Origin of the sequence: Chryseobacterium sp. C3 (genome assembly GCF_014218905.1) — a bacterium.
Lineage (GTDB): Bacteria > Bacteroidota > Bacteroidia > Flavobacteriales > Weeksellaceae > Chryseobacterium > Chryseobacterium mucoviscidosis.
Genome location: NZ_JACLCU010000008.1, coordinates 229,640 through 246,927, shown reverse-complemented (window position 1 = coordinate 246,927; position 17,288 = coordinate 229,640). Strand labels below are relative to the sequence as shown.

Here is a 17,288-nt window from a genome sequence, read left to right as displayed (position 1 = left end):
AGAAAAACAATAATGAATCATTACAGGGATATTTTAAACTATTTTCATCAAAGAAGCACCAATACCGCTGCGGAATCCTTCAATGCCAAAATCAAAAACTTCAGAATGCAGCTTCGAGGGGTAAAAGACAGAACTTTCTTCCTATTTAGGTTGACTAAACTTTTTGTATAGCCCCCAACTTTTGAGCCTGATCCATTTTTATAGATAGAAAACTATGATGCTTATCAAATAAAAAGGTTTCAAGAAATATCTCGAAACCTTTTATTCATCTGTAGCGAAGACGGGAATTGAACCCGTGACCTCAGGGTTATGAATCCTGCGCTCTAACCAACTGAGCTACCTCGCCGTTTTGGTGGTGCAAATATACAAAAATATTTACTCCCTCCAAATTTATTTTAACTTAAAATATTCCAAAACATCACCAACATGTTCTGGTTTGCTGATTATCTTATTGTTAGCATCCAAAATAAAATACGTAGGAGTTGCATGAACATTGTATGTATCTACGTAAGTACTGTTCCAACCTTTCAGTTCAGAATCATTTACCCATGGAAATGCTGCAATCTTTTTAGAATAAGAATCTTTATCCACATCTAAAGATAAACCAACAATCTGAACATTTTTAGCCTTCAAATCGCTATATTTAGCCAATAATTGAGGAAGTTCACTCTCACAGTGAGAACATGTGGAAGACCAGAAAATAACTACCTTTTTATCGGTCTTAATATCCTGTAAAGATTTAGCAGTAGTATTAACGGGTGAATTAAACTTATAATTAGGAAAAACAGCTCCCATTTCAACGTTGGCATTAGATTTTAATGTGGAAGCAAGTCTGTCGGTAATTGTACATTTCAGATTTTTAGCTAGATTAAGATATTTATCTTTGAAATCCTGCATATCGTATACATCAAAAATATCGATCAATTCGGAAAGTACTGTTTGTCCTCTTGGAGTTTCTACTTTCAATCTGTCTAAAAGTTTATCCACTGAGGCTGTAACATTAGTATTACCACCCGAATTCAGGTAGCTTACTAAAATAGGTCTTAATAATGATGATGTTTCTAACATATCGTTAGACTTATCAATAAAATTGATGATTTCTTCCTGATTTATTTTTTTAGAAGCATCGCCAGACAAAAATTTACTGTAATTGGTATTGTAATAATAGATAAAAGGATGCTGCGTCTGATCTATTCCGGAAGAGCTTCCTGAAAGTCTGTTGATTTCAGTCTTTAAAGCTTTTCCAAACTCCGTATTGTCTTTATAATATTCTTTGATCTGTGCTAAAGCAGGCAGAATAAGTTCCTTCTTCTGTGAGCCTTCCTGAAGCTTACTCATGATATCATTAGCTTCATCAAGATAAACAATATCTTTTATTTTATTAGCCTGCGTTTCAAGCTTAACACTTACATTTTTATTTTCAGAAATAAAATTGAACGTGTTGTTGGAGTTGGGAAAATAGACTTTCATCATTCCCATATAATTCTTAGGATATTTGAAAGTCCATGTATTATCTTTACTTTGTTCATTCGTTACAATAATATCTTTAGAACCGTTTAGAGTATATAAAATTGCGTCTTGGTCTTTAAAATCGGCAGGAGCCTGAATGGAGACTGTAAACTGAGCCTGTAATGAAAATGCAGCTGCTAAAGCTGATATTGTAAAAATTTTTTTCATAGCGTAAAAATAAAAAAACTCTCCGAGTAATCAGAGAGTTTAATATTATTTTAATAAAATTTTATGCTTTCTTCGCTGTATATCTTTTAGTAAAAAATGCAATAAACAATACAGCAATAATTCCTAATGCATACACATACATGTCTATCGGTGAGGAAACTACAGTTCCTCCTGAACCGGATCCTCCGGTTCCCCCGTCACCAGGGTTTGGGGGTGCCTGTGCGCTCACCCATGATAGTGCAAAAAGAAAAAAAGTAGAGACCAGTTTATTAATAGTTTTCATATTCAATTATTTTAAGATTTTTGTGTTAACAATATCTCCTTTGTCTGAAACAACTTTTACTACGTAAGAATTTTTGATATTTTTATCCAATTCAATTACGAAGTCTCTAGAAGTCTCAACAGCTTTTTTAGAGATTACTAATTTACCACTCATATCATAAACTTCGATGTCTGCTTTTTTCCAATTAGGATCAAATCTAACGATATAGTTATCAATTGCAGGATTGTAAACAACCAATGTTCTTGATGGCGATTTAGTATCATTTGTTGCTAATACGATACCGGATGGCTCTCCATAGTACAGATCCGCTTCAGTAGCGATTGCTGAAGTGGTACCTCCCTGAATTGCCTGCTGCAAACTTCCGTTAGCAGCCTTATAATAGAATCCGATTCCTGAAGATAACTGATGTACTCCGTTATTAACCAATTCACCGTTTTCTTTAACTTCAAATTTATAAGATTTAACTACATTGGTATTATAATTAACGAGCTTAACATTCTTCCCTAAGAAATTAACTTCGTTAGCTTCATTAATATATAACCAATAGTTAAGATTGTTATTATCATAACCTCCACCTGGAGCTTCTTCAAAAGTACCGATAACATCTCCTCCTGTAGCAGAAGCCTGAACCGTTGTTGCAGATGATGTCTGATGTCCTGTTGTAAAGTTTGGATTTACGACATAATAGGTTCTTCCAACTTCATTCCCATTAACATCCAGAGCAATTACTCCAAGCTGTTTTACAGTATTGGTAGTTCCTTTTTGTCCGAAGGTTGTATTCGCTGAAGATTTAGCAGCATTTACATTATAATCTACATTTGCAGCTCTAACAGTACTGTTGAATCTTCTAAGAGTAGAAAAATTCAATGTCTGTGCTGTGTTGTCTCTCAATTTCAACACGAAGGTCTGCATTGGCTTGATAAGTAAACCTGTATCTCCAACAGGAACTCCTCCTGTAGTATATGTCTGAACCTGAGCACCGGTAGTGTATGTTCCACCACCTCCGTTGCTTCCTCCAGCATAACTAACGACTGTTCCCGTTGTATATTTTACTCCCCAAATATTAGACACAGCATTTCCATCCGTTACCCCAGTGTTTTCAACATATCCAATCCTTGATAAATCAAGATTAGTAAAGTAAGGGTTTCCAAACTGATAAATATTTTTACCGAAGTTTCCTACGAATTTCCCTGTTGTATTAGAGAACTGATCCTGAAGATAAGTTGCATATTGCTCTCCATAAGTATTATATCCAAGACCGTTCGTTCCAAAAGAAACATTTCCTGCATTCTGCAAACTCACGGCTGTAAGATCTTCAGAACGCACCGGAGCACCGCTTAATGTATAAACACTACCTGTAGCAGTAGGTGCAATAGTGGGTAAAGTTGATGGTGGAGTACTTAAATCAAGATTGTTTGATCTCGAGCCTAACATGTAATATGCCGGAAAATTAGGAGTTGTGTTGGCAAGATTCGTAACATGATCTGAAACGGCATTTGCGTTATTCCATGATAAGATCAAATCATTATTAACATATCCCGGGTTGTTAAGAGTTCTTGTAGTACCGAAAGACTTGTTCAACTCTGTTGATAAAGTACTGTACGCTTTTCCTGCAAAAGGTAATGCCATTTGCTGGAAATAGTTTCCGTTACCATTTTTAGCCGTTCTGTACTCTTTACTCACCACACCGGTAAGATTTGCCGCAGAAATACCATTAATGTAAAGCTGACCGTAAGTGGAAGAATCGTAACTTCCTGGTGTATTAAGTCTTAAGACGATGTTTCCACCATCTGTTTTGTTAGCACCACCAGTAGTAATTGTTTTGAAAGCGTCCGCTGAAGAAGCATCTACCATAATGTTCCCATGAACATCTACGATACCAGCTCCTCTGGTCTGGAATCCTCCTCCACTATATACCAAAGTACCTTCACTTACATACGTAGTAGCAGCGTCATCTACGTGTACTAGAACATTCTGCGCCTGAACAGAATAAGTAGCTGCCAATAAACCAATAGCAAATAAACTTTTTCTCATTGTATATAAATATTTGTGTGTTAATACAATATCTCAAATGCAAAGTTATGTTTTTTTTACTAAAAAACAAAAATATTTTATTTATTAACAAAAATATTATCCTCTGTTAATATGATCTCCTGTTCTTCACCTATAGAAAACATATAATCCTCAAGTACCTTTTCTGTGGTTCCTCTCAAACCTCTTGCTCCTAAACCTTTTTCAATAGTTTCTTCAACAATTTTTTCAATGGCTCCATCCGTAAACTTCAGATTTGTTCCGTCCATTTTAAAAAGTTCGATAAACTGATTGACAATTGAATTTTTAGGTTCTTTCATAATTCTTACCATTGTTTCTTTGGTAAGCTTATCAAGATAAGTAATGATCGGGAATCTTCCCAAAAGTTCAGGAATAAGACCGAAAGAACGAAGATCGATGGCATTAATATTGGTTAATATGTATTCGTCTTCATCCGTTTTGTTAATTTTTTCCGAGCTGAAACCTATTGCCTGCTTGTTCATTCTTCTTTCGATGATCTCTTTGATCCCGTCGAAGGCTCCACCTGCAATAAACAGAATATTTTGTGTATTCACCTGAATATATTTCTGATCCGGATGTTTTCTTCCTCCCTGTGGCGGAACATTTACAATACTGCCTTCCAACAGTTTCAGTAATCCCTGCTGAACTCCTTCTCCGGAAACGTCTCTTGTGATACTTGGATTGTCTGATTTTCTGGCGATTTTATCAATTTCATCAATAAAAACGATTCCTTTTTCGGCTTTTTCCACGTCATAATCGGCAACCATTAAAAGTCTTGAAAGGATACTTTCCACATCTTCACCTACATAACCTGCCTCCGTTAAAATCGTAGCATCCACAATACAGAATGGAACATTCAGTTCTCTGGCGATGGTTTTTGCCAGTAACGTTTTTCCGGTTCCTGTTTCACCGATCATGATGATGTTCGATTTTTCCAGCTCTACTTCTCTGTTTTCGTCCTGAGCGTGAAGTAATCTTTTGTAGTGATTGTACACGGCAATCGACAATTGTTTTTTTGCCTGATCCTGCCCGATTACGTACTGATCGAGAAATTCTTTAATTTCTTTCGGTTTCTTAAGTTCGTTTATATTTTCTGCCGGAGCATAACCTGATTTTGAACTGCTGTCTTTCACGATTGCATGAGCCTGCTCGATACAATTTTCGCAAATAAAGCCGTTTTGACCTGAAATCAGCATCTGCACTTCATTTCTCTTTCTTCCGCAGAAAGAACATTGGTTTGAATTCATTTTTTTATATCTAAATATATAAGGTATAGATTAAAGAAACTCGTAAAAATCTGCTTTACGAGTTTCTTTTATTTTTAAGAATTAATTATTGAGTTCTGAATCTCTGTATATTCTTCACCCGTAAGTTTTAGTCGCTCATTTTTAAAATTCATGTCTTCCACGGTATTTAACGGAATGAGATGAATATGTGCATGAGGAACTTCTAATCCTACAACAGCCACACCAACTCTCACACAAGGTATTGCTTTTTTAATTTTTTGGGCAACTTCCTGAGAAAAACCCCAAAGGTTTTTGTATTCTTCGCTGTCCAGATCAAAAATTAAATCAACTTCTTTTTTGGGAACAACCAACGTGTGTCCTTTTACCAAAGGCATTGCATCCAGAAATGCAATAAAGTTTTCATCCTCGGCAATTTTATATGAGGGGATCTCGCCATTGATGATTTTTGTGAATATTGTGCTCATTTTTACTTAAAAATGTTTTTGATTAGAAATTAAACTTCAGTTCTTTTTCTTTCATTACAGGGTAATGTCCAATACTTCAAAAGACAGTTTGTTTCCGTTTGGTAAAGTAATATCTGCCGTTTCTCCTACCGCTTTTCCAAGCAATCCTTTTGCAATCGGCGTGTTTACCGAAATCTTTCCGGATTTCAGGTCGCTCTCGTTATCCGGAACCAGTGTAAACACCTGCTCCTGATTGGTTGCATTATTTTTAAGTCTTACCGTAGTAAGAATTGAAACTTTTGAAGTATCGAGCTGACTTTCGTCTATGATTTTTGAAGTGGAGATCACATCTTTCAGCTTAGAAATCCTCATTTCAAGCATTCCCTGAGCTTCTTTTGCCGCATCATATTCTGCATTTTCCGACAAATCTCCTTTGTCTCTTGCTTCTGCGATCTGCTGAGTAATTTTTGGTCTCTCTACAGTTTCCAACTGTTCCAGCTCAGCTTTCATTTTCTCTAATCCCTCCTTTGTAACATAGCTTGCCATAATTTTCAAAATTTAGTTTTAGTATAAAAAAATAATCCGACATTTGCCGGACAATGTTTTCGTGTAATAATCGTTTAATTTTTACAAATATATAAAAATTTAAATTGAAATGAAAAAAACTTTTTCAATATTATCTATCATCACATTATTGATTTTCAGTAATTTATCTATACATTCCTGCGGAAGCCGTGAAGACACCGTAAGTTGCTTTCCAAGTAATCCGATCAACGTTACGCTAAATCTGAACCTCCCTGCTTACTACGCTCTGAATCAGGTTGGTGGCTGGGTTTACATCAATGAGCAGCAATCCGGAACGAAAGGATTAATTGTAGTAAGAGCATCGGACAATTCTTTTAAAGCCTACGACAGAAACGCGCCTCACATCTGTCCCGACAACAATACCACTCTGGAAGTTCAGGACAATATCAGAATTGTATGCCCGAAAGACAATGCCCAATGGATTTTGTTAACCGGACAACCCACTGCTGTAGCCAATGTACAGCCGAAAACGTATCTTTATAATTATGATCCTGCTGGGAAAATTTTAAATATTTATTATTAATAATGAAAGTTGTCATACAAAGAGTTTCAGAATCCAGCGTAAAAGTGGATGGAAAAGTGGTCGGGGAAATCGGAAACGGACTAATGCTTCTGGTAGGAATTGATGAAAATGATGAAAAAAGCGACGCAGACTGGCTTGTACAGAAAATCTTAAACCTCAGGATTTTTGGAGATGAAGAAGGGAAACTGAATCTTTCTGTTCAGGATATTCAGGGAGAGATATTATGCATCAGTCAGTTTACGTTGATTGCCGATTATAAAAAAGGAAACCGCCCTTCTTTCATTAAAGCCGCAAAACCGGATAAAGCGATTCCTTTGTTTGAGTATTTTAAAGAAGAAATTTCAAAATCCGGACTAAAAACCGAAAGCGGAATCTTCGGAGCAGATATGAAAGTTTCGTTAATTAATGACGGACCGGTAACAATTGTGATGGATTCCGTTACAAAAGCTTAAATTCGCAGAAAATATATTTACATTCAACAATGAAAAAAACGTTATTTACCTTAGTTCTTTTAACAGGAGTAAATCTTGCATTCGCTCAGAAAACTTACACAGACGAGCAGAAAGCGTCTTACTACATCGGTCTTGATATTGCTGAAAACATGAAGAAGCAAGGCTTTCCGGCAGATCCTGAATTATTGACACAAGGTTTTAAAGATGCTTTCGGAGATAAGGCAAGTTTATTCCCTAAAGAAGAAATGGGAGCCTTTTTGCAGGGCTTTATGCAGAAGCAGAACGAAAAAAAACAGGCTGAAGCAAAAGTAAAAGCAGAGGAAAACAAAAAGAAAGGTGCTGAGTTTTTAGCTAAAAATAAACTGAACAAGAATATAAAAACCACAGCAAGCGGTTTACAGTATGAAGTCCTTAAAGAAGGTGACGGCAAAGCAAAACCAACTGCTTCAAGCACTGCAAACGTAAAATATACCGGAAAATTAATGGACGGAACTGTTTTCGATTCTACGGATAAAAACGGAGGACAACCGATCGAATTAAATATTTCAGGAGTGATCAAAGGATGGACAGAAGGAATCCAGCTGATGTCGAAAGGTGCAAAATACAGATTCTATATTCCGGCTGATCTTGCTTATGGAGACAACGGAGCAGGTGGCGTAATTCCTCCGGGAGCAACCCTTATTTTTGATGTGGAACTGGTAGATTTTAAATAATCTTTTTTATAAAAAAACAGCAAAAACGTCTTTCAGAAATCTGAAAGACGTTTTTTTAAAATAAACTTTTATAAAAAAACTAATTCGCAGGAACGCTGCTGAAATTTAGTGCAATTCTAAGGTTCATGTCAGAACTTGTCTGGTTCTTTAATTCATAAACCGTTCTTACGGTAACTCCCGTACTTTTTACCACCTCATCCAAAAATCCTGAGGTCGCAAGATCAAGATTTAAACTTGAAGCATCGGTAGAGATATTAGTTCTAGAAGCAACCAGTCTTTCGGCCGTTCCGCTGGATGAAATGTATACTTTTATGGATTTGAAAGCATTCAGGCTTCCTCCTGTAGGAGAAACAACAGAAACTTTTGCATCCGATATTCTTACGTCTTTAATTTTTGCATTGTTATTCCCTCCAAACCACGTCTGAACATTAGAAGCGGTGGAAGTGGAAGAAACTTCTTTATCAGCAGGAACTCCTGTGGAAACTAACACATTGGCTGTATAAGGAAATGTATTCTGAACCAACGACTGCACCGTTCCACAACTTACAAGAGCTACTGAAGCTACTGCCGCCGTCAAAAATATATTTTTCATAATGATAAATTTTAAAGTTTTGTTTGCATAAACTGTACCAAAATGATGAAAATTATTCTACACTTACGGTAAAACTGCCTTTGGTATTACCGGAAGCCATATTGCTTTTGCCGATGATCAGCCAGACTTCACCTTTATCTTTTACATCATAAGTAATTTCTCTTCCGAAAGGTCCGTCGAAATCTCCATTGGGAAGCTTGATCTGGTTAAAGCGGATGTTGAAATCCTTTTCATTGGTCGAAATTTTTGCCTTTATTTTAGATTGATCGAAATTGATGATTTTAAGAGTAAATTCCTGTCCGTCTTTCGTAAATTCTTCTCCTAAAGTAATCGGAAACTGTTCTGCATCTACAGTTCTGGTAATTTTACCATCCTTTACCGTTCTCATCACTCCTGTTTTAAGAACTTCTTTTGTTTTCGGTGCATTGTTGATTACGGAATCCTTCATCTTTACGGCTGCGGAATCCATTTTCGGAGCAGTATCGGGTTGCTCGCTTACGATTACTGAATCATTCTTCTGGGTTTCAGCAGGAGCAGATTCTTTTTTACAGGAAATAATAAATAATGGGATGAGCAATAAGGATCTTTTCATAATAATAATTTTTAAGTGCGGTATAAACCGCCTTGATTTTAAAGTTTATGGAGATGCCAAAATTGTTCCATTGCTAATTTGAGATGCCTTTTTTGATGGCTAATTTGTGAATAATAGAAAAAACCTCACAGGTTTTTGAAACCTGTGAGGTTTGACCGAAGATCTTCTTACTTTAAATTCTGGTAATACAAAACCTGAGAAAGAAATGTTTCATTTTTCTGGAATTTCACTCTTTCTAAATTCAGAATTTCAGATTTTAAGGCATCGTTGTGATGTTCTTCGGCATAATTCAGCAATTGCTTCTCACTGAAATTAATTTGAGTTTTATGGTAGTTTAAAGCAAAATCTTTCCGCTTCATATTTTCCGAAGTAATGATTCCGCCCCAATTGATGTAGCTGCAAACGAGGATTACTCCGTAAATATACCAAGCCATCGTATTGAAAAGGAAAACGTTTCTCTTCTGCTTCTGAATTTTAATAAAAGTGGTGACCAAGCCAATTAAAGCCAATATCAAAAATGCATAAACACCCAGTCTTTTGTAGGTAAAACCATAATTGATGATGTATTCTGAGTTTTTCACCATGGCAGAAATAACGAGAACGGCATTCAGGAAAATCCAGACTTTGGCTAACATTTTCATCAATCCGGCTTTCGGATCAAAATTGAAATTCGATTTAAAGTAAAACATGATCACCAGAATCGACATGATGATCGACAGAATGACTGCATTTACTCTTTCATGTGTTTCTTCGGAGAGTTTTACAGGACTTTTTACCGACTCGTAGAACTGTTCATAATTGTAGGTGATGATGAAAAAGACTAGCAGAATATTCAGCGATACTAAAGAAATCACGCCGCTCATTCTTTCTGCATCCAGATCAAGAAAAGAATAGGTGGCTTTCTGAATTTTATCTTTCTCTCCGAAATTGTTATCCAGCAATCTGTTGCTTTTGTAAATAAACCGTTCAACGGCAAAATTCCAGTAATTGAATGCGATAAAAAAGCCTAAAACAATCATAGCAAAAAGCTGCCAGAAATTGACATTAAGCTCCACATTGGTGAATAAATTGGCAAAATGATCGCTTCCTGCGGAATAAATTCCGAAGAAAACGGAGATCAGAATTAAAGGAATTATGACAAAAGCCAGTGTTTTCTGCCACAAACCGGAAACGTTTCTTTTGGGAAGCCATGCATCGAAATTCAGGATTCTGAAAAACTCTGTAAAGCAGTTCGTCACAAAAACCGGAACCAGCAAAAGGATTTTCATCTTGCGGTTTCGGGATCTGTATCCTAACAATAACAGTGAACTGACAACCGCCAGAAAGGACTGAAAATCTCCGTACCACGCAAACGCAGCACTCGAAATAATGCTCGTTGCGAAAAGAAAAATAAACGTTTTGGTTCGGTTTCTTTCAGGTGTTCTGAAGAAAGTAAGCACGGCATAAATAATTCCGATAATTCCGAGATTGAGACCTACATTCTGATCATAAAATACAATGACAAAAAGCAAGGTCGTAAGAAATATATAGTGATGTGTTTTCATAGGTTAGTTTAAATGTTGATGAAAATAAAAAAGTAAAAGGCGGCAATCGGAATATTCAACAAAATCAGCAAAGCTGAGTTTCCGTGCGATTTTTTATCTGAAACATCGGTTAAAAAAGTCAGCAATTCGGAGCAGAAAACAATCATGTTGATAACAACGGCAATAACGACATAATAAAATCCGAGCCAGACAAAAAACCAAGATTTGGAGATCCAGAATGCCAATAAGATGATGGTTCCAAGCAGCCATGAAATCAGAAACAGACTTTTTCCGACGGGACTAAATTTTATTCGTTCCATGATTAATGCAAAACAGCGGTATTCTTCTGTTGAATGAAATCTTTCAGATGCTCAAAATTCTGCCAGAGCAAAGCTTCAAAATCCCACTGGTAAAACGGACGCATATTTTGTCCTTTTTTGTAGGCATTGATGTAGAGTTTGTAATATTCCGGTAAAATGAGGCTTCCCAAAACAATCGCTGCCAAAAGATGGGCGTTGAGTTTTCCGTTTCCTAACAGGAGAAACTGCATGGCGATTTCGTCCTCGAAATTGGTTCCGCATCCTGTAATAAGATGATGAACATCGTGATTTTCCATTTTGGGAATCATCGTGAAACCATGTTTTTTATAAAATTCTCCCAATTTTCTGCCCAGAGAATCTTCCTGAAACTCCAGCAGTTGTTTTTCGGTAAATTGCCACTGCCTTTTCTTTTTCTTGAAATAGGTTCTGTACAGTTTCTGGGTTTTATTGTAAACGAAAAGAAGAAATTTGACACGTATTTTTTTCATAGTTTATGGGTTTAAAAAATTAATTGAAACAAGCTGAACTCCAATGATGATATAAATTATTGCTATGGGAATATTAATCAGCATAATTCCTGAAGATTTAAGACAGGCATTGAGTTTACTCTTATGAACAATTCCGTAGATTAATAGAGTAACAAGAACAATCATATTAACTACAAATCCATATTCCAAAACCAAAATTCCACCTTCAGCAAGTAAATCATTTTTAGTAAGAGCATACCCGAACAAAGAGATGCTTCCTAAAATAAATGAAAGCCAAAACAGAGTTTTCCCGATAGTTATGATTGTTTTTTCATTCATAGTTTATAATTTTAATCGATTTTAGTATAGACATGATTCATGTCTGCATTCAGAATAATTTTTGGCTTTTCAAAAAGTTTATTCGAAAAATAAGTATTACCTAATGCTGGTTCTCCATCACTTATATAATGCAATATAATTCTGGAAACAAGCCCGTTACTAACCTCAAACCGACCTTTCCCATAAAATCCGCTTTCAAAATGTCCGTCACGGAATAAGATCAAAGTATCCGGTTCATGAGGAGCTTCAACACAGCAAATCGGATTTTCGTAATTTGTATTGATGTATTTACCATACAGTGTTTTCTCTCTTAATGGAAAATCTATGGTGAAAATTATGATCACCAATATTCCCAATACAAAAATTTTTAGTCCCAGTTTCATCATTATCTTTGCATTAAAGTAAAAACCGTAATTTCCGGACGCACCATAAAGCGAACCTGAAAAGAATGTCCCAACGCACGGTTGATGTAAAGCATTCTTCCATCTTCAAGATCAATTTCTCCGGAAATATATTTTCTGTTTTTCACGGGAAGCAGAGGCGTAATGACTCCGGGAATTCTGCACTGTCCTCCATGCGTATGTCCGCTAAGAATCCAACCTTTATAACCATTCCAGATATCTTTATCACAGGCATCGGGATTGTGACAGAGAATAATATTCGCTTTGGAAGGATCATAATCTTTCATCACTTTCTGCGGTGCAAAATTGGGCGACCATAAATCTTCAAAACCGATAAAATTCAGTCCGTTGCTTTCCTGCTGCGCATTATTCAGCATTGTGATTCCGAAGCTTTCCAGAATATTGCAGATATTGTCGGACGACTGAAGATCCTGCCAGTCTTTTCCGTAATCGTGATTTCCCAGAATTCCAAATGTTGCCAGATTTCCCAACACAACATGTTCCATCACTTTTTTAAGGTCTTCCGTTTCTTTAGCTCCTCCATGATTAACAAAATCTCCTGTGTACACCACGAAGTCGGGATTGTATTTTTTAGCTTTCTGAAAAGAATCGATAATGAAATTCCAGTCGAAGCGGGTTCCAACATGAAGGTCGGAAATCTGCATCAGGATTTTTCCTTCAAGATTTTGGGGTAAATTTTTAATTGGAAGTTTCCGTTCTACAAACTCAAGCCAAAACGGTTCGATCTGCCATGAATAGAGAAGAGGAAATGCTCCCACTACAGAAAGCTGAAAGATCTTTTTTAAAAATGTTTTCCTGTTCATTTATGTTTTAGTTTTTTTACAATGTTAGCTTCCCGCAAAAGGAGTTTCGAAAAGCCCGACTGCCAGTTCGATCCAGACTAAAGCCAGAACTAATAAAATCGCAAAGCAGATCATCAGTTTATACCGTAAAGATTTTTTAGAACGGATGACCAGATTGATGAAGAATGCGGTTCCGAAAAGTAAAGCTCCGGCAATAATGAAATCGGAAGGAGACCAGTTCCAGCCTTCTGCAAAAAGATTGGCAAAAAATGCCGTAAGCATCAATAATGCGGGAATAGCGAAAATGATGGTTGTTTTTTGTTTTTCTAAAGTCATAATTTTCATTTTAAATTATTAAAAGTACTTTGTATTTCAAAGTTTAAAAATAAAAAAATTTAATCTCTATTTTCCGAGTAATTTTTCCAAAGCATTAAGATGTTCTGTAAAGGCTTCTCTTCCACTTTGGGTTACCCGATATGATGTTTTGGGTTTCTTGCCTACAAATTCTTTCTTCACTTCTATATATGCTGCTTTTTCCAGCGCGTTGCTGTGACTGGCAAGATTTCCGTCCGTTATTTCCAGCAGGCTTTTCATTTCTGAGAAATCAACCCAGTCGTTTACCATGAGAACAGACATAATGCCCAATCTTACACGGCTTTCGAATTCTTTATTGAGTTGATTTATATTTATCATTTTAATTTTATCCTGTCTATTCTGAAATAATCATACACTGTTGCATCAACACCGATTGTTTCCTTTGTCTTTACATTTTCAACGGTTACAAAATCATGATCTCTGAAAAATTCAGAATTAAAATGTCTGTTGATATTTTCATTCATTAAATAAATTTCTCCGACGTTATGATGAACCTTCCAATCATTTTGCAGTCCGCTCTGCTTCAATCTAAACTGAATAACAGAAGCTAAAAATGCCGAATAACCGATACAGTTTGCTTTTTTGGTTTCTACTAATTTATCCGTTTCATGATCACATTTATCAAATGAAAAACTAAGGGTAGAAGCAGTTTCTTTCAAAGAGTTCTGAATGAGATCTTCTACAGATGTATTACTTCCAGTTTCCTTTAACCGATTTTTCAGTTTCTCTTTAGTGATATCTAAAACCGTTCTTTCTTTAATTATGTCATATGAAAAAAATATCCGGAATAAATAAGCTTTGCAGAACACAACTGCAAAAATAATGATTAAAAATATCCCCCATTTTTTCACAATTCTATTTGTATTTCTTATGCATTATCAATCCATAAACAATATGCAAAGCTCCAAATCCGATTGTCCAGAAAACCAGTCCCCATCCTAAAAAGAATAAGGAAATTAATCCTAAAACAATCTGACAATAACCTAAATATTTTATATCCGTTAAGGTATATCGTTCCGCACTTACCAGAGCCAATCCGTAGAACAGCAATGTTGCCGGAGCAATAAACACAAAAAGATGATGATAAAGAAGCGCCAGACAAAAGAAACCTCCCGTTACCAAAGGAACTGCAAAGGTAACCAAAAGTCTTTTAGTTGTTGCGTCCCAGATCTTCAAACCTTTCTTTTTGCTTTTATTGGCTGTGAAAATATAACCACTGAGCAGTGCAACCCCTAAAATAACAATGCCGATGATGACAAGTTCTTTCACTAATGATGGTCCAAAAATATTTCTTTCTCCATCAAAATAATCAATCCCCTCTCTCTGAAAGACAAAATAAACGTATACCGCTCCGATAATTGCTGCTAAACCGGCAACAACTCCGGACAATCCGCTCAAAGAAATAAACCGGGAAGAACGCTCCATCATGGAGCGAATGTGTGATAAGTCTTCGTGATAGTTTTTTGATTCCATAAAAAGAACTTTGAATTACAAAGTTATTATTTATTTTTAATCTGCAAAATATTTTTTGAAAATTTTAATTATCAGATTTTTTGCTCCACGCAGCCACCTTACCTATCGTTAAGCCCTGAATGAGGATACTGAATAATACGGTAAAGTAAGTTGCTACAAGCAATACTTCTTTTGCAGAGCTACCGGGAAGAGAGATTACCAGAGCAAGTGAAAGTCCGCCACGTAATCCTCCCCATGAAATAATACGGGCATCGCTTCTGTTGAGATTAAAAAATTTAGGAAAAATACTCAGCGGAAGATATACCAGAAATGCTCTCGTAAAAAGTACAATAATAACAGATAACAAACCGAGAATTACATATTCCGTCTTAAAATCCACTTCAATTAAGACAAATGCAATAATGATGAATAATAAAGCATTTAAAACCACGTCTACCAATTCCCAGAATTTGTTTACGTATTCCTGTGTTGTATCGCTCATAGAAACACTGGTACGGAAATTCCCTACCATTAACCCCATTACAACCATAGATAAGGCACCCGAAATATGAAAATAATTTGCAACATAATAACCACCCATCACAAATGCAAGTGTGATTAATATTTCGGTTTCATAATGATCTACTGCTTTTAAAAGCAAATGCAGAAAGTAACCATAAACCAATCCTACCAATATCCCTCCAACAGCTTCCTGAATAAAAAGCACTCCAAAATGACCAAAGCTGAAACTTCCCACCCGCAAAGTATCCAGTAAAGCAATAAAAAGAACCACACCTACTCCATCATTAAATAAACTTTCTCCAACAATTACAGATTCTGTCTTTTTGGGAACTCCTGCTTGTTTCAAAATACCAAGTACGGCTATAGGATCGGTAGGAGAAATCAATGCACCAAATAGAAGACAATATACCAGATCTATTTCTAATCCTAAAAGTCCTGCAGCAAAGTAAAACACAACAGCTATAATTCCTGTGGAAATAATTACTCCTCCCAAAGCAAAACTTGTAATGGATTTTATCTGCGAACGCAGGTTTCCCCAGTTGGTATGCAATGCTCCCGCAAAAAGCAAAAAGCCCAGAAAAACATCTATAATAAGCGTATCCAGCCCTGAATTCTCAAGATAATGTTTAATTTTCTCAACATCTATATCCATCCATAACTGTGAGCTTAGTACAACTACGGAAAGCACAGTAGAAAGAAAAAACAAACCAATGACAAAAGGCAGTCTTAAAAATTTCTGATTAATAAAAGCAAATGCTGCTGAAAGACAAATCAGCAAAATAAAGATTTCGTAAGATCCCATTGTATTAGTTTTTGATCATCATGATATCTGCTATTTTTAGACTTAAGCTATCATGATATATTTATAACCATTTTGAATCTACAAGATAATAAATTTTATTTTTTTAAATCAGATTAAAATAAAGAAACCGCCAAAAATTGACGGTTGTATCATAAAAATAACAGCAGTTACTTCGCTCTTAATCTTTCTTTGATGGCTTCGATATTTTTCTTCGCAGAATCTTCCAGAATCAGACTTGCACTCATATGAATTCTTGCAGGCATCAGTTCGTTAAAATGATCTGTTCCTTCCCACGAAACCTTTTTAATTAAAGCTAAAGCATCGCTGCTTCTTGAAGCCAGTGTCTGAAGGAATTTTTCCAGCTTGGTATCCATTTCTTCAATGGTTTCTGAAACCGAATGATAAATATTGTGCTGTTCTGCCCATTCTGCCGATCTGAAGTCTGCATCAATTGCCATGGCTGAAAACTGAGACTTTCCGATTTTTCTTTCCACATAAGGTCCGATCACGAAAGGTCCTATTCCTAAATTTATTTCCGTTAATGCCAAAGCTGAATCTTTGGTAGCGAAACAGTAATCTGCTCCACACGCAATTCCTACTCCGCCTCCTGTAGTTTTTCCCTGAACTCTTACCACGACTATTTTTCCGCAGTTTCTCATCGCATTCAGCACTTTTGCAAAGCCCCCGAAAAATTTTGTTGATTTTTCGAGTTCTTCAATTTCCAGAAGTTCATCAAAACTCGCTCCTGCACAAAAGGCTTTTTCACCTTCACTTTTTACAAGAATGGCTTTTACTTCTTCTTTTGCACCTTCATCAAGAATGGTCTGTGCCAGTTTTTCAAGAATGGCTCCCGGAAGCGAGTTGCTTTTCGGAGTTCCGAATGTAATTTCGGCAATATTGTTCTTCAGTTCTGATACTACAAATTCGTTCATTTTTAGTTTTAATTGGATTTACACAAAAATACTAAATACAGGGATTTTGAGGAAGATTTTATTTAAGTTTTTATACTCCCGGTGTTCATTACAATTCTCATTACGTAGAAATACGGAATCTTCAATTTGGTATTTTCTACTCTACCATGCATCATGCTATTGCCGTTACTTTGACATATCAATACGACATAAG

General features: G+C 36.0%; 24 protein-coding genes and 1 tRNA gene. 4 read left to right on the top strand and 21 right to left on the bottom strand.

Annotation, left to right across the window (positions count from 1 at the left end; all coding sequences use genetic code 11):
* Positions 1-171 (top strand): transposase (locus H6W53_RS18225; RefSeq protein WP_185208822.1); only part of this gene is annotated, 171 nt, incomplete at its 5' end.
* 101 nt (positions 172-272) lie between these two features.
* Here the strand turns inward: H6W53_RS18225 and H6W53_RS18220 are convergent.
* The 7 genes from H6W53_RS18220 to greA all read right to left on the bottom strand — a co-directional run bounded on the left by H6W53_RS18220 (position 273) and on the right by greA (position 6,248).
* Positions 273-346 (bottom strand) — tRNA-Met (locus H6W53_RS18220).
* Positions 347-390: 44 nt separating this feature from the next.
* Positions 391-1,677: a peroxiredoxin family protein gene (locus H6W53_RS18215; RefSeq protein ID WP_185208820.1), complete on the bottom strand. Its 1,287-nt coding sequence runs from the start codon at positions 1,675-1,677 to the stop codon at positions 391-393.
* A 61-nt stretch (positions 1,678-1,738) separates the two neighbouring features.
* A complete protein-coding gene (locus tag H6W53_RS18210; RefSeq protein ID WP_185208818.1) occupies positions 1,739-1,960 on the bottom strand; it encodes a signal peptidase in 222 nt (73 codons plus the stop codon).
* 6 nt (positions 1,961-1,966) lie between these two features.
* The gene (locus H6W53_RS18205; protein WP_185208816.1) at positions 1,967-3,994 is read right to left on the bottom strand and encodes a T9SS type A sorting domain-containing protein; all 2,028 of its coding nucleotides are present in this window, start codon (positions 3,992-3,994) and stop codon (positions 1,967-1,969) included.
* 77 nt (positions 3,995-4,071) lie between these two features.
* Entirely contained in the window at positions 4,072-5,259 is a 1,188-nt protein-coding gene (clpX, locus tag H6W53_RS18200) for an ATP-dependent Clp protease ATP-binding subunit ClpX (protein ID WP_087712079.1), read from the bottom strand.
* Between the two features lie 74 nt (positions 5,260-5,333).
* Positions 5,334-5,723, bottom strand: a complete 390-nt coding sequence (locus H6W53_RS18195) for an HIT family protein (RefSeq protein WP_185208814.1) — start codon at positions 5,721-5,723, stop codon at positions 5,334-5,336.
* A 54-nt stretch (positions 5,724-5,777) separates the two neighbouring features.
* The gene (gene greA / locus H6W53_RS18190; RefSeq protein ID WP_076395207.1) at positions 5,778-6,248 is read right to left on the bottom strand and encodes a transcription elongation factor GreA; all 471 of its coding nucleotides are present in this window, start codon (positions 6,246-6,248) and stop codon (positions 5,778-5,780) included.
* 109 nt (positions 6,249-6,357) lie between these two features.
* On the opposite strand from greA, the gene H6W53_RS18185 reads away from it, so the two are divergent.
* The 3 genes from H6W53_RS18185 to H6W53_RS18175 are packed head-to-tail and all read left to right on the top strand — an operon-like array spanning position 6,358 to position 7,975.
* On the top strand, positions 6,358-6,810 hold the full coding sequence (locus H6W53_RS18185) for a hypothetical protein (protein ID WP_087712075.1): 453 nt from the start codon (positions 6,358-6,360) through the stop codon (positions 6,808-6,810).
* Positions 6,811-6,812: 2 nt separating this feature from the next.
* Positions 6,813-7,262, top strand: coding sequence for a D-aminoacyl-tRNA deacylase (gene dtd / locus H6W53_RS18180; RefSeq protein WP_185208812.1), 450 nt, complete (start codon positions 6,813-6,815; stop codon positions 7,260-7,262).
* Between the two features lie 29 nt (positions 7,263-7,291).
* Entirely contained in the window at positions 7,292-7,975 is a 684-nt protein-coding gene (locus H6W53_RS18175; RefSeq protein WP_185208809.1) for an FKBP-type peptidyl-prolyl cis-trans isomerase, read from the top strand.
* A gap of 79 nt (positions 7,976-8,054) precedes the next feature.
* Here the strand turns inward: H6W53_RS18175 and H6W53_RS18170 are convergent, their stop codons facing one another.
* From H6W53_RS18170 to H6W53_RS18105, 14 genes are all read right to left on the bottom strand, one after another.
* The gene (locus H6W53_RS18170) at positions 8,055-8,567 is read right to left on the bottom strand and encodes a hypothetical protein (RefSeq protein ID WP_116095999.1); all 513 of its coding nucleotides are present in this window, start codon (positions 8,565-8,567) and stop codon (positions 8,055-8,057) included.
* 52 nt (positions 8,568-8,619) lie between these two features.
* Positions 8,620-9,159 (bottom strand): hypothetical protein, encoded by a 540-nt coding sequence (locus H6W53_RS18165; RefSeq protein WP_185208807.1) that lies wholly within the window; start codon positions 9,157-9,159, stop codon positions 8,620-8,622.
* Positions 9,160-9,326: 167 nt separating this feature from the next.
* Entirely contained in the window at positions 9,327-10,703 is a 1,377-nt protein-coding gene (locus H6W53_RS18160; protein WP_185208805.1) for a DUF4153 domain-containing protein, read from the bottom strand.
* An 8-nt stretch (positions 10,704-10,711) separates the two neighbouring features.
* A complete protein-coding gene (locus H6W53_RS18155) occupies positions 10,712-11,002 on the bottom strand; it encodes a hypothetical protein (RefSeq protein ID WP_185208803.1) in 291 nt (96 codons plus the stop codon).
* A gap of 2 nt (positions 11,003-11,004) precedes the next feature.
* Positions 11,005-11,490 carry a Coq4 family protein gene (locus tag H6W53_RS18150; protein ID WP_185208801.1) on the bottom strand — a complete coding sequence of 162 codons (486 nt, stop codon included), beginning with the start codon at positions 11,488-11,490 and terminating at the stop codon, positions 11,005-11,007.
* 3 nt (positions 11,491-11,493) lie between these two features.
* Positions 11,494-11,808, bottom strand: coding sequence for a hypothetical protein (locus H6W53_RS18145; protein ID WP_185208799.1), 315 nt, complete (start codon positions 11,806-11,808; stop codon positions 11,494-11,496).
* An 11-nt stretch (positions 11,809-11,819) separates the two neighbouring features.
* The gene (locus H6W53_RS18140; RefSeq protein WP_185208797.1) at positions 11,820-12,194 is read right to left on the bottom strand and encodes a hypothetical protein; all 375 of its coding nucleotides are present in this window, start codon (positions 12,192-12,194) and stop codon (positions 11,820-11,822) included.
* Positions 12,194-13,033: a metallophosphoesterase gene (locus H6W53_RS18135; RefSeq protein WP_185208795.1), complete on the bottom strand. Its 840-nt coding sequence runs from the start codon at positions 13,031-13,033 to the stop codon at positions 12,194-12,196. The genes H6W53_RS18140 and H6W53_RS18135 overlap by 1 nt, the downstream gene beginning before the upstream one ends.
* Before the next feature lie 24 nt (positions 13,034-13,057).
* Positions 13,058-13,348 carry a hypothetical protein gene (locus H6W53_RS18130; RefSeq protein ID WP_185208793.1) on the bottom strand — a complete coding sequence of 97 codons (291 nt, stop codon included), beginning with the start codon at positions 13,346-13,348 and terminating at the stop codon, positions 13,058-13,060.
* A gap of 66 nt (positions 13,349-13,414) precedes the next feature.
* Positions 13,415-13,705, bottom strand: coding sequence for a winged helix-turn-helix domain-containing protein (locus H6W53_RS18125; protein ID WP_076395182.1), 291 nt, complete (start codon positions 13,703-13,705; stop codon positions 13,415-13,417).
* A complete protein-coding gene (locus H6W53_RS18120) occupies positions 13,702-14,238 on the bottom strand; it encodes a hypothetical protein (RefSeq protein ID WP_185208791.1) in 537 nt (178 codons plus the stop codon). The genes H6W53_RS18125 and H6W53_RS18120 overlap by 4 nt, the downstream gene beginning before the upstream one ends.
* Positions 14,239-14,242: 4 nt before the next feature.
* Positions 14,243-14,860 (bottom strand): hypothetical protein, encoded by a 618-nt coding sequence (locus tag H6W53_RS18115; protein WP_108411091.1) that lies wholly within the window; start codon positions 14,858-14,860, stop codon positions 14,243-14,245.
* Between the two features lie 64 nt (positions 14,861-14,924).
* Positions 14,925-16,163, bottom strand: a complete 1,239-nt coding sequence (locus tag H6W53_RS18110) for a cation:proton antiporter (RefSeq protein WP_185208789.1) — start codon at positions 16,161-16,163, stop codon at positions 14,925-14,927.
* A 167-nt stretch (positions 16,164-16,330) separates the two neighbouring features.
* Positions 16,331-17,095, bottom strand: coding sequence for an enoyl-CoA hydratase/isomerase family protein (locus H6W53_RS18105; protein ID WP_185208787.1), 765 nt, complete (start codon positions 17,093-17,095; stop codon positions 16,331-16,333).
* Positions 17,096-17,288 lie beyond the last annotated feature (193 nt).

Excerpts from the sequence above, each read along its gene's own strand:
- H6W53_RS18215 (WP_185208820.1), bottom strand. The coding sequence starts at position 1,677 with ATGAAAAAAATTTTTACAATATCAGCTTTAGCAGCTGCATTTTCATTA.
- H6W53_RS18210 (WP_185208818.1), bottom strand. The coding sequence starts at position 1,960 with ATGAAAACTATTAATAAACTGGTCTCTACTTTTTTTCTTTTTGCACTA.
- H6W53_RS18205 (WP_185208816.1), bottom strand. The coding sequence starts at position 3,994 with ATGAGAAAAAGTTTATTTGCTATTGGTTTATTGGCAGCTACTTATTCT.
- clpX (WP_087712079.1), bottom strand. The coding sequence starts at position 5,259 with ATGAATTCAAACCAATGTTCTTTCTGCGGAAGAAAGAGAAATGAAGTG.
- H6W53_RS18195 (WP_185208814.1), bottom strand. The coding sequence starts at position 5,723 with ATGAGCACAATATTCACAAAAATCATCAATGGCGAGATCCCCTCATAT.
- greA (WP_076395207.1), bottom strand. The coding sequence starts at position 6,248 with ATGGCAAGCTATGTTACAAAGGAGGGATTAGAGAAAATGAAAGCTGAG.
- H6W53_RS18185 (WP_087712075.1), top strand. The coding sequence starts at position 6,358 with ATGAAAAAAACTTTTTCAATATTATCTATCATCACATTATTGATTTTC.
- dtd (WP_185208812.1), top strand. The coding sequence starts at position 6,813 with ATGAAAGTTGTCATACAAAGAGTTTCAGAATCCAGCGTAAAAGTGGAT.
- H6W53_RS18175 (WP_185208809.1), top strand. The coding sequence starts at position 7,292 with ATGAAAAAAACGTTATTTACCTTAGTTCTTTTAACAGGAGTAAATCTT.
- H6W53_RS18170 (WP_116095999.1), bottom strand. The coding sequence starts at position 8,567 with ATGAAAAATATATTTTTGACGGCGGCAGTAGCTTCAGTAGCTCTTGTA.
- H6W53_RS18165 (WP_185208807.1), bottom strand. The coding sequence starts at position 9,159 with ATGAAAAGATCCTTATTGCTCATCCCATTATTTATTATTTCCTGTAAA.
- H6W53_RS18160 (WP_185208805.1), bottom strand. The coding sequence starts at position 10,703 with ATGAAAACACATCACTATATATTTCTTACGACCTTGCTTTTTGTCATT.
- H6W53_RS18155 (WP_185208803.1), bottom strand. The coding sequence starts at position 11,002 with ATGGAACGAATAAAATTTAGTCCCGTCGGAAAAAGTCTGTTTCTGATT.
- H6W53_RS18150 (WP_185208801.1), bottom strand. The coding sequence starts at position 11,490 with ATGAAAAAAATACGTGTCAAATTTCTTCTTTTCGTTTACAATAAAACC.
- H6W53_RS18145 (WP_185208799.1), bottom strand. The coding sequence starts at position 11,808 with ATGAATGAAAAAACAATCATAACTATCGGGAAAACTCTGTTTTGGCTT.
- H6W53_RS18140 (WP_185208797.1), bottom strand. The coding sequence starts at position 12,194 with ATGATGAAACTGGGACTAAAAATTTTTGTATTGGGAATATTGGTGATC.
- H6W53_RS18135 (WP_185208795.1), bottom strand. The coding sequence starts at position 13,033 with ATGAACAGGAAAACATTTTTAAAAAAGATCTTTCAGCTTTCTGTAGTG.
- H6W53_RS18130 (WP_185208793.1), bottom strand. The coding sequence starts at position 13,348 with ATGACTTTAGAAAAACAAAAAACAACCATCATTTTCGCTATTCCCGCA.
- H6W53_RS18125 (WP_076395182.1), bottom strand. The coding sequence starts at position 13,705 with ATGATAAATATAAATCAACTCAATAAAGAATTCGAAAGCCGTGTAAGA.
- H6W53_RS18115 (WP_108411091.1), bottom strand. The coding sequence starts at position 14,860 with ATGGAATCAAAAAACTATCACGAAGACTTATCACACATTCGCTCCATG.
- H6W53_RS18110 (WP_185208789.1), bottom strand. The coding sequence starts at position 16,163 with ATGGGATCTTACGAAATCTTTATTTTGCTGATTTGTCTTTCAGCAGCA.
- H6W53_RS18105 (WP_185208787.1), bottom strand. The coding sequence starts at position 17,095 with ATGAACGAATTTGTAGTATCAGAACTGAAGAACAATATTGCCGAAATT.